Annotated in this window: 10 protein-coding genes; 6 read left to right on the forward strand and 4 right to left on the reverse strand. The window is 71.9% G+C overall.

Going from position 1 to position 10,414, the window contains the following annotated elements; genetic code table 11:
• The first annotated feature begins 210 nt into the window (after positions 1-210).
• Positions 211-747 carry an HNH endonuclease gene (locus ABZS40_RS23755; protein WP_030333470.1) on the forward strand — a complete coding sequence of 179 codons (537 nt, stop codon included), beginning with the start codon at positions 211-213 and terminating at the stop codon, positions 745-747.
• Between the two features lie 15 nt (positions 748-762).
• On the opposite strand, the gene ABZS40_RS23760 is transcribed toward ABZS40_RS23755, so the two are convergent.
• Entirely contained in the window at positions 763-2,358 is a 1,596-nt protein-coding gene (locus tag ABZS40_RS23760) for a DUF6194 family protein (protein WP_354945583.1), read from the reverse strand.
• Positions 2,359-2,412: 54 nt separating this feature from the next.
• On the opposite strand from ABZS40_RS23760, the gene ABZS40_RS23765 reads away from it, so the two are divergent.
• A complete protein-coding gene (locus ABZS40_RS23765; RefSeq protein WP_354945584.1) occupies positions 2,413-3,186 on the forward strand; it encodes a MerR family transcriptional regulator in 774 nt (257 codons plus the stop codon).
• On the opposite strand, the gene ABZS40_RS23770 is transcribed toward ABZS40_RS23765, so the two are convergent.
• From ABZS40_RS23770 to ABZS40_RS23780, 3 genes are all read right to left on the reverse strand, one after another.
• Entirely contained in the window at positions 3,129-3,905 is a 777-nt protein-coding gene (locus tag ABZS40_RS23770; RefSeq protein WP_354945639.1) for a class F sortase, read from the reverse strand. The two genes, ABZS40_RS23765 and ABZS40_RS23770, sit on opposite strands and share 58 nt — an antisense overlap.
• Before the next feature lie 75 nt (positions 3,906-3,980).
• The gene (locus ABZS40_RS23775; protein ID WP_354945585.1) at positions 3,981-4,505 is read right to left on the reverse strand and encodes a hypothetical protein; all 525 of its coding nucleotides are present in this window, start codon (positions 4,503-4,505) and stop codon (positions 3,981-3,983) included.
• Positions 4,506-4,725: 220 nt separating this feature from the next.
• Complete coding sequence (locus ABZS40_RS23780; protein ID WP_354945586.1) at positions 4,726-5,190, reverse strand: Lrp/AsnC family transcriptional regulator; 465 nt, start codon at positions 5,188-5,190, stop codon at positions 4,726-4,728.
• A gap of 148 nt (positions 5,191-5,338) precedes the next feature.
• Here ABZS40_RS23780 and ABZS40_RS23785 point away from each other — a divergent pair, with 148 nt between their 5' ends.
• The 4 genes from ABZS40_RS23785 to ABZS40_RS23800 are packed head-to-tail and all read left to right on the forward strand — an operon-like array spanning position 5,339 to position 10,411.
• Positions 5,339-6,241, forward strand: coding sequence for a tryptophan 2,3-dioxygenase family protein (locus ABZS40_RS23785; protein ID WP_354945640.1), 903 nt, complete (start codon positions 5,339-5,341; stop codon positions 6,239-6,241).
• 20 nt (positions 6,242-6,261) lie between these two features.
• Positions 6,262-7,572: a kynureninase gene (gene kynU, locus ABZS40_RS23790; RefSeq protein ID WP_354945588.1), complete on the forward strand. Its 1,311-nt coding sequence runs from the start codon at positions 6,262-6,264 to the stop codon at positions 7,570-7,572.
• Entirely contained in the window at positions 7,569-8,906 is a 1,338-nt protein-coding gene (locus tag ABZS40_RS23795) for an NAD(P)/FAD-dependent oxidoreductase (RefSeq protein WP_354945590.1), read from the forward strand. The genes kynU and ABZS40_RS23795 overlap by 4 nt, the downstream gene beginning before the upstream one ends.
• 23 nt (positions 8,907-8,929) lie before the next feature.
• Positions 8,930-10,411 carry a 2-hydroxymuconic semialdehyde dehydrogenase gene (locus ABZS40_RS23800; RefSeq protein WP_354945642.1) on the forward strand — a complete coding sequence of 494 codons (1,482 nt, stop codon included), beginning with the start codon at positions 8,930-8,932 and terminating at the stop codon, positions 10,409-10,411.
• Positions 10,412-10,414 lie beyond the last annotated feature (3 nt).

The raw sequence follows: 10,414 nt of genomic DNA on the forward strand, positions 1-10,414 counted from the left end.
GCACCGAAGCGTCGTAAATCGAGGTGCCAGACCCGGCGTGGGTGATCCGCTTACCAGAAGGGAGATTAGTACGTGCAATCCGGGGTCCGATCAGGGACTATTGGCGCAACGGACGTCGGTGATCGGCCCGGCGTCGACCGTGTGGGCCGTTGTGCCCGGCCCCGGTCGGCGGCGGTCCCCAGCAGCCGCTGAACCGGGAGGGTGAGCGCGATGCCTGACATACGACCCACGGTGGGCTCCGGCGCGTTGGTCCTCAACGCCACCTACGAGCCGCTGTGTGTCGTGTCGGTGCGCCGCGCCGCGATCCTCGTCCTCTCCGCCAAGGCGGTCTGCGTCGCCGATGGTGACGGCATCCTGCACAGCGCCCGGGACGCGCTCCCGGTGCCATCAGTGGTCCGGTTGACGCGCTTCGTCCGGGTGCCGTACCGCACGCATGTCGGGCTGTCCCGGCGGGCGATCTTCGCCCGGGACGGGTGGCGGTGCGCCTACTGCCGGGGCCCGGCCGAGACCATCGACCACGTCTTCCCGCGCAGTCGGGGTGGCCGGCACGCCTGGGAGAACGTGGTCGCCGCGTGCGCCCGGTGCAACCACACCAAGGGCGACAAGACCCCGGCCGAGATGGGGTGGCGGTTACACGCGTTGCCGGCCGCCCCGAAGGGCACCGCCTGGCGGGTGCTGGGCCACCGTGCCCCCGACCCCCGCTGGGCCGACTGGCTGGACCTGCGGGAGCCCGAGGCGGCCGCCTGACCCCGTAGGGCGTGTTCAGGCTCCGGATTGCGGGCGGTGTGCCCGGCGCGCTGCGCGTTCGTAACGGTCGACCGCTCGGCGGTACGCGATCGCGGTGAGCCGGTCGATCTCGGGCAGCAGGTGCGGGCCGGGCATGACGATGCTGGCGAAGCCGTACTGTGCGTAGCCCGGGTGCGGCGCGAGGGTGTCCAGTCGGGCGAAGTCGAACTCGTTCCGGTGCTCCTCGAATGCCTTGGGCGGAAAGCCGAACAGCCGCTCGAACTCGGCCCGGCCCAGGTCCAGGTTGAGGCGGAAGACGCCGGGACGGTCAAGCTGTGCTGCCTCGTCGAAGCCGGGCACGTCGTGCTCGACGATGGTGGCGAACGGTTGGCGGCGGTCCGGGCCGACGAAGAAGAACCGGTCACCCCAGGCCGCTTCGGGTGATCCGTTCTCCTCGCTCGCCACGACCTGTTCGACGCCGGGCAGCGCGATGATCCGATCGGCGAGCACGGCCGCGTCGACACCGGTCGGGACGTGCAGGACCGCGTCGGCGTGTTCGATGGTGGCCCGGTTCAGCGGGAAATAGCGGTAGTCGTGCGTCCGCTGCTCGGCCGCTCCGATGTCGGACGCCGACAGGTACCGGGGAAGGCTGGTCTCCTGCTGGAGTCCGCCCTCGTAGGTGGCGGGGGCGGGCGGCCCGATGCCGAGCGCCGGGCTTGCGCCGAGGCTGCCGGCGATCACCGCGTACCGGTCGCCCAGCAGCGACGCGACGATCGCTCCGGCGCCGGCCCATGACACCTCCGTGTCGGCCAGCGTCATCGTGCTCCGGTGGCGCTGCAGGTGTGCGTTGTGCGCGAAGACCAGCGTGGGCCCGCGGTGTGCCTCGGCCGATCGGATCGCGAGCAGGTTCTCGGCCATCAGCGCGTCCCGGACCCCGGCCAGGCGGGCGAAGCGTTCCTCCTGGGCCAGTGGCGCGGCGGCCGCGGCGTGGTAACGCAGCAACGCGACAGCGGCCGTGGCGTGCACGAACGCCCCCCGCCAGCCCTCTGACCTCGACGGCGCCCGCAGGTACAACTCGGTCAGCAGGTCGTCGGCGAGCACCCGCAGTCGCTGGGCGTCGGTCGAGCGCCCGACCGATCGGCCGGGCTCCCAGATCGCGGCCGGGTCACTCCACCGCGCCTCGTCCCCGATCAGGTCGTCGATCTCGGCTGACCGGTCCAGGTCGAGGAAGTGGCAGACCTGGTCGAGGTGCCGGCGCGGGCTCGGGGCGCTCTCCAGTTCCACCGGGGCGTCGAAGCCGTGGAACGTCAGGCGTTCGGCGGCCGGCCGTCCGGCGTTCCACTCCCGCATCCGCAGCAGGAGGTCACGGTTCGCCGGGGCTGCCCCGAATCCGTGGCTGAACCCTTCGATGAGCGCCCGATCGAGCGTCACGGCGGCGACGCCCTGCACGAACTCGTCGGCGATCAGCCCGGCCGCCCGGTCGCTCTCCACGGCGATCGAGCGGTAACCGTGCTCCGCCAGCGACAGAAAGGCCTCGTTGCGGAGTTGGAGGAAGGCGGACTCACCGTGCGTCGGTTCGCCGAGGGCGAGCAGGTCCGGGGATACCGCCAGCAGGTCGAGAAAAGGTGGCATTCCATGAACCGTATCGTTGAACCAGCGGTTGAAACTTCCGAGCGGCGGAGCGCGGTGACAGCCACAAAACCTTCAAACCCACTGGTACGCCGACCGGTAGACCTCGCGCGCGCCCACGGCCTCTCCGCACAGGCCGTGCGCAACTACGAACGAGACGGCGTCCTGCCGCCGGCCCAGCGCACCCCGAACGGCTACCGTCGCTTCACCGAGCTGCACGCCAAGGCGCTGTGTGCCTACCTCGCGTTGATCGCGGGCCACGGCTATGCGGCCAGCGGCGAGATCATGAGGGCCGTCAACCGGGGCGAGATCGACACGGCGTTGCGCACCATCGACCAGGGCCATGCCCTGCTCCAGCGCGATCGGGAGACCCTGGACGCGGTGGAGGCGGCGGTGGCGACGCTCACCGGAGCGAGATCGCAGCCGCAGGGCCAGAGAGCCGTGCCGATCAGCGTGCTGGCCCACCGGCTCGGTCTCCAGCCGGCCACGCTGCGCAAATGGGAGCGGGCCGGGGTGCTGCGGCCGGTACGTGACCCGGTGACCCACTACCGGCTCTACCTTCCCGACGACGTCCGGGACGCCGAACTCGCCCACCTGTTGCGCCGCGGCGGGTACCGGCTCGACCACGTCGCCGGCGTGCTGCGTCGAGTGCGCGACGCCGGCGGTGCCGAACCGCTCGCCGCGTCGCTGCGCCAGTGGCGGCAACGGCTCACCGAGCGAGGCAGGGCCATGCTCACCGGGGCCGCTCGGCTCGCCGATTACCTCGACGCTGGTCAGCCGCCTGAACGCGCCTTGACCAGCGAGGCGAACACCACCACGTTGTCCGCGTAACCGGTCTCGCCGCCGACCCACTGACCGCCGCAGGTGATCAGTCGAAGGCTCGGGCGGCTGAAGTCGCCGTACACCTCGTCCACCGGCAGGCGACCCTTGTCGAATTTCTCCACCGAGTTGACCTCGAAGACCGCCACGCGCTGGTCGGTGCGGGTGACCTCGATCTCGTCACCGGAGCGCAGCTCCCGGAGTTTGTGGAAGACCGCCGGCCCGCTGGTGGTGTCGACGTGCCCGACGATCACGGCTGGGCCGTACTGGCCCGGGGTGGGCCCCTGGTCGTACCAGCCGGCCTCCTGGGCGCGGGCCGCGTCCGGTACGGCGATAGTGCCATCCGAGGCGATGCCCACGTCGTGTACGGGCGCCCGCACCTCGATCCTCTCGATGGCGAGGCTGGTCGGAGGGCTGGCCGGCAGCACCGGGAACTTCTTCGGCGGCGGTCGCAGGCCGGCGCTGAGCCGGTCCGGCAGCAGGCTCATCCCGGTCACCTGCTCGACGCCGAGCATCGCCACGATCAGCACCATCAGCGCGGCGATGGCCAGCACCGGCAACCCGGGGCTCGTACCGAAGCGGTGTCGGGCCGACGGCGGCCCGGCCGGACGCCGCGGCGGCAGCGGGCGGGCAGCCGGATCGGTGGTGGTGACGCTGGCCGACACGGCCTGCCCGGCGACCCGGCGCAGCCGCCCGGAGACGCGGGCCACCAGCCGGCCGGACGCGCGCAGCGCCGGGCCGGCCCGGAGGCGTGCGCGGCGATGCGGCCGCGCACGCGCGGATCTGCGGGTCATGGGTGATCCGGCTCAGGAGCCGGCTCCCCGTCGACGTCGGCCGCCGGCCATCCCGAGCACGATCGCGGTGGCCACCAACGCCACGCCACCGAGCACCAGCAGCGAGCCGGCGCCGCGGCCGCCGGCCATCCCACCGCCGCCCGTCGCCGGCCCCTTGCTGGGTGAGGCCATGTTCAGCACTGTCAGCGTGGTCGACGACGTCTGGCCGTTCTCGCAGCGCAGGTCGACCGGATAGTCACCGGCCGGCTTGTCCCTCGCGATCGTGACCTGCCCGGTCAGAAAGCCCTTGTCCGGTTTGAGCATCACGTGCCCGAACGCGTCGGAGTGCACGCTGGACTGCCGGTTGTTGTTGTCGTTGTCGCAGCTCGCTTTGATGCTGACCCGGCTACCGGCCTGGGCGCTGTTCGGTGTCACCTCGACGAAGACGTTGTCGCCGGCTCGCGCCGGCGCGACCGACAACAGGACGAACGCCCCGACCAGCCCGACCAGTGTCAGTGCGGACGAGAGCGCGCGGTTGATCGTGCGGATTGCCTGCATGATTTCCCCCCAACCGGCGGCGACCGCCGGAACCCTCCCCTGGGCACGCGCGCTGCTTTCCCGCTGGCCCGAAGCCAAACCCGCCCCACCCCCACCCCCGCACCCCCGCCCACGCTCGCGATCTTGCACTTTCTGCGGCGACGAATCGGCCCTTGGTCGGCATTTCGCCAACAGAAACTGCAAGATCGCGGCGAGGTGGGGTGGGCGAGGTGGGGTGGGGTCAGCGCGGGCGGGGGATGGGTCCGGTGGTGGGGAGGGGGGTGACTGGGTGCCAGTTCAGGGGGGAGGAGAGGACCATCGTGCTTGACGGCTGGCCGTAGGGGGCCAGTCGGTCGATGACGCCCTCGAACGCGCCGATCGACCCGGCCGCCACCTTCAGCACGCTGCACGCGTCCCCGGTGATCCGGTGGATCTCCAGGATCTCCGGCCAGTCGGCCACCGCCGGGTCGTGCAGGATGCACCGCGCGCCGTAGCAGGACATCCGAATCAGCGCGACCACGGTACGGCCGGCGCGGCTCAGGTCGACGTGGGCGTGGTAGCCGGTGACGATCCCGGCCTCCTCCAGCCGGCGGACCCGCTCCGCGACGGACGGTGGCGACAGGTGCACCCGCCGGGACAACTCGCTGAAAGAGAGCCGCGCGTCGGCCTGCAACTCGCGCAGCAGCGCCCAGTCCATGTCGTCCACGCTCAGACCTTACTTTCGTGAACCGAATTCGCCTAGTTGCCTTTGGTTTGCCAGGAGAAGCCGGCGAGAGCCGTTGATTCGGCATTCCGCAGGCCGATCCGACCGCGAGATCATGACGTCGGCTAGTCCGGGGGAGGGAGACGAGATGGTGGATCAGACGGAGCGGCGGGCGCCGAACCGCCGTGCCACGGTGCAACCGGTGACCCCCGGGCAGCGCGCGGCGCAGGCGGAGCGCACCGGTGGCGAGCCGACCCTGGAGTTCGCCGACATGGTGCCGTACGACGCGTACGTGCAGGCCAGCGCCCTGCACAAGATGCAGCACCCGCTCAGCAGCGACCCGGGCGAGATGTCCTTCCTGATGGTCAGCCAGATCATGGAGCTGTACTTCGGGCTGACCCGCCACGAGCTGCGGGAGGCCCAGCGGCTGATCCGCGCCGACCAGATCTGGGAGGCGCTGGCCCCGCTGGGCCGGGCCAAGCTGCACCTGGAGGGGCTCAACGCCGCCTGGCAGGGCCTGCGCTGGATGAGCCCGGCCGACTTCAACAGGTTCCGCAACCTGCTCGGCGAGGCCTCCGGCTTCCAGTCCGCGATGTACCGGCAGTTGGAGTTCCTGCTCGGGCTGCGCGACCCGACGCTGATCCGCCCGTTCCGCCGGCAGGCGGAGGTGCACGCCGAGCTGAGCGCCGCGCTGGCCACCCCGAGCCTCTGGGACGACGTGCTCGCGCTGCTCGACCGGCACGGCTTCGACCTCCCCGCCGACCTGCTCGGCCGGGACGTGGCCGTCGAGCACGACCCGCACCCGTCGGTCGAGGCGGCCTGGGTACGGATCTACGACGACGCCAGCCCGGACAATCACCTGCGGCTGCTCGGCGAGGCGCTCAGCGCTGTCGCCGAGGAGTTCGGCGACTGGCGCTGGAACCACGTCAAGGCGGTGCAGCGGACGATGGGCGCCAAGGTCGGCAGCGGAGGCTCCGCCGGCCTGGCGTGGTTGCAGCGCAGCATGGCCCGGGTGGTCTTCCCGGAGCTGTGGTCGGCCCGCACGGCGATGTGACCGGAGAGCGAGAAGAAGCAATGACGACCCCAGAAGCTGAGCTGCTGGGCCTCGCCGCTGGCGAAGCCGAAGCGCGTCGCCTCGACGAGGCCGACCCCGGCCACCGGCACCTGTTCCACGTGCCGCCGGCCGACGGCGGCGACCACAGCGAGTCGGCGTACCTGGCCGGCAACTCGCTCGGCCTGCAACCTCGGGCCACCCGCGACGAACTCCTGGCCGACCTGGATGCGTGGGGGCGGCTCGGCGTGGAGGGGCATCTGGAGGCGGAGCGCCCCTGGCTGCCGTACCACGAGTTGTTGACCGGGCCGGCCGCGCGACTGGTCGGTGCCCGGCCCACGGAGGCCGTGGTGATGAACTCGCTCACTGTCAACCTGCACCTGCTGATGGTGAGTTTCTACCGACCTGCCGGCGCGCGCACCCGCATCGTCATCGAGGACGCCGCGTTCCCCTCGGACAGCTACGCCGTGCGCAGCCAGGCCCGGTTCCACGGCCTGGACCCGGACGACACAGTGGTCCGGTTGCGTCCGCGCGCGGGTGAGGACGCCCTGCGCACCGAGGACGTGACCGACTACCTGGCCGCCGAGGGCGACCGGGTGGCGCTGCTGCTGCTCGGCGGGGTCAACTACCTCACCGGTGAGCTGCTGGACATCCCGGCGATCACGGCTGCCGGCCGGGCCGCCGGCGCGGTGGTCGGTTGGGACCTGGCCCACGCGGTCGGCAACGTGCCGCTGGCCCTGCACGACTGGGACGTCGACTTCGCCGCGTGGTGCTCCTACAAGTACCTGAACTCCGGCCCGGGCGCGCTGGCGGGTGTCTTCGTGCACGAGCGGCACCTCGGCGACGAGAACCTGCCCCGGTTCGAGGGGTGGTGGAGCACCGCGGCGGCCACCCGGTTCGAGATGACGCCGGTGTCCCGGCCACCGGCCACTGTGGAAGCCTGGCAGATCTCCAACCCGCCGATCTTCGCGATGGGCCCGGTGCGTACCTCGCTGGAGCTGTTCGACGCGGTGGGGATGACCGCGTTGCGCGCGCGCAGCCAGCGCCTCACCGGCTGGCTGGAGTCGCTGTTCGACGAGGTGACCGTCGGCCGACCGCTGCGGGTGGTCACCCCGCGCGACCCGGCCCGCCGGGGCTGCCAGCTCTCCGTGCGGATCGGTTCGGGCAGCGCCGCCGAGCTGACCAAACGCCTACGGTACGAACACGGGGTGATCGCCGACGCCCGCGAACCGGACGTCGTCCGGTTCGCACCGGTGCCGCTGTACTCCACGTACCTCGACTGCTGGCGGGCCGCTGCCGCGCTCGCCGCGACGGTGGGGCAGGTGGCCTCATGACCGCGCGGCGCGACGAGATCGCGATCATCGGGGCCGGGCTGGCCGGCTGTCTGGCGGCCTGCTTCCTGGCCCGGCGTGGCTACCCGGTGGCCCTCTACGAGCGCCGCTCCGACCCGCGCGCCGGCACCGCCGAACGCGGTCGCTCGATCAACCTGGCGCTCTCCGAGCGCGGCCTGGACGCGTTGCGCCGGATCGGGCTGGCCGAGCAGGTGATGACCGACGCGCTGCCGATGCGCGGCCGGATGATCCACCCGGTCGAGGGCGAGCAGCAGTTCCAGTCGTACAGCGCGGCCGGCGACCGGGCGATCAACTCGATCAGCCGGGGTGCGCTGAACAACGCCCTGCTGGACGAGGCCGCCGCGCTGCCCGGGGTGCGGGTCGTCTTCGACCACCGGCTGGTCGGGCTCGACCCGACCGACGGCGCCCTGAGCTTCGAGACCCCGCAGGGCACGGTCGCGGCGAAGGCGTCGGTCGTGCTGGGTGCCGACGGCGCCGGTTCCGCGGTGCGTGGGCAACTGCTGGCGTACGGGCTGCTGGACGAGAGCGTGGACTTCCTCGACTACGGCTACAAGGAGCTGACGATTCCGCCGCTGGGCGGGGACTTCGCCCTGGAGGAGGACGCGCTGCACATCTGGCCGCGCGGCACCTCGATGATGATCGCGCTGCCGAACCCGGACCGTTCCTTCACCTGCACGCTGTTCTGGCCCAACGACGGTGCCGGCAGCTTCGCCTCGCTGACCAGCCCGGCGGAGATCGAACAGCACTTCACCGAGCACTACCCGGACGTGGTCCCGCTGGCCCCGAACCTGGTCGACGACTACCAGCACAACCCGGTGGGCGTGCTCGGCACTGTGCGCTGCACCCCCTGGCAGGTCAACGGCAAGGTCGGCCTGCTCGGCGACGCGGCGCACGCCATCGTGCCGTTCTACGGCCAGGGCGCCAACTGCGCCTTCGAGGACGTGGTGGAGTTGGACCGCTGCCTGGACGAGTGCGCCGACGACTGGTTGGCGGCGCTGCCGCTGTTCCAGCGGCGCCGACTGGAGAACGCCGAGGCCATCGCGACGATGGCGCTGACCAACTTCGTGGAGATGCGGGACAAGGTCGCCTCCCCGGTCTTCCAGACCCGACGGCGGGTGGAGCACGCACTGGAACGGGCCCTGCCCGGCCGGTACGTTTCCCAGTACGAGCTGGTGTCGTTCTCCACCACCCCGTACGCGGAGGTGCGCCGCCGGGTGCGCCGACAGCACCGCGTGCTCGGGGCCGTCGTCGGCGGGGCCGCCCTGCTGCTGGTCGGCGCGATCGGCGCGGCACTGAGCCGAGGGAGGCGGGCATGACCGGCAACTGGGATCCGCGGCTGATGGCCGGCCACGCGCCGAGTGGCCCGAGGCGGTTGCGCAACTTCGTCGCCGGCGAGTTCGTCGACGGCGCAAACACGTTCGCCAAGGCCAGCCCGGTCACCGGGGAGCAGGTCTTCGAGGTGGACGAGGCGTCACGGTCGACTGTGGACGACGCGGTGGCCGCCGCCCGGGCGGCGCTGCGGGGGCCGTGGGGCCGGATGGGGGAGCGCGAGCGCGCCGAGGTGCTGCGCCGCGTCGCCGACGAGCTGGAGCGCCGCTTCGACGACCTGGTCACCGCCGAGGTCGCCGACACCGGCAAGTCCATCGCCCAGGCCCGCACCCTGGACATTCCGCGTGGCGCGGCGAACTTCCGGGCGTTCGCGGAGATCGTGGCGACCGCCCCCACCGAGTCGTTCACGACTGTCACCCCGACCGGCGGCCGGGCACTCAACTACGCGCTGCGCAAGCCGGTCGGCGTGGTCGCGGTCATCGTGCCGTGGAACCTGCCGCTGCTGCTGCTCACCTGGAAGGTGGCCCCGGCGCTGGCCTGCGGCAACGCCGTCGTGGTCAAGCCCAGCGAGGAGACTCCCGCCTCGGCGACGGTGCTCGCCGAGGTGATGGCCGCCGCTGGCGTACCGGCCGGGGTGTTCAACCTGGTGCACGGCTTCGGACCGGATTCGGCGGGCGAGTTCCTCACCCGCCACCCGGGCGTCGACGCGATCACCTTCACCGGTGAGTCGGCCACCGGCGGCGCGATCATGCGGGCCGCCGCCGACGGGGTGAAGGCGGTGAGCTTCGAACTCGGCGGCAAAAACGCCGGCCTGGTCTTCGCCGACGCCGACCTGGACGCCGCGGTGGCCGGCTCGGTGCGGTCCAGCTTCACCAACGGCGGGCAGGTGTGCCTCTGCACCGAGCGCATCTACGTGCAGCGCCCCGTCTTCGAGGAGTTCACCGCCCGGCTGGCGAAGCGGGCCGGCGAGCTGGCGTACGGCTGGCCGACCGACGAGGCCACCGCCACCATGCCGCTGATCTCCCAGGAGCACCGCAGGAAGGTGCTCGGCGCGTACGAGCTGGCCCGCTTTGAGGGCGCCGAGGTGCTCACCGGTGGCGGCACGCCCACCTTCGGCGACACCCGCGACGGCGGGTCGTACGTGCAGCCGACGGTGCTCACCGGGCTCGGCCCGGACGCCCGCACCAACCGGGAGGAGATCTTCGGCCCGGTGGTGCACGTCGCGCCGTTCGACACCGAGGACGAGGCGTACGCCCTCGCCAACGGCACGGAGTACGGCCTGGCCGCGACCGTGTGGACCCGGGACGTGGGCGTTGCGCACCGGGCCGGCGCCCGGCTCGGCGCCGGCATCGTCTGGGTCAACACATGGTTCCTGCGTGACCTGCGTACCCCGTTCGGCGGGGTGAAGGCGTCCGGGATCGGTCGCGAGGGCGGCGTGCACTCGCTGAACTTCTACTCCGAACTCACAAACGTCTGCGTGGACCTGTCGTGAGCC

Origin of the sequence: Micromonospora sp. NPDC005324 (genome assembly GCF_040607155.1) — a bacterium.
Classification (GTDB): domain Bacteria; phylum Actinomycetota; class Actinomycetes; order Mycobacteriales; family Micromonosporaceae; genus Micromonospora; species Micromonospora trifolii.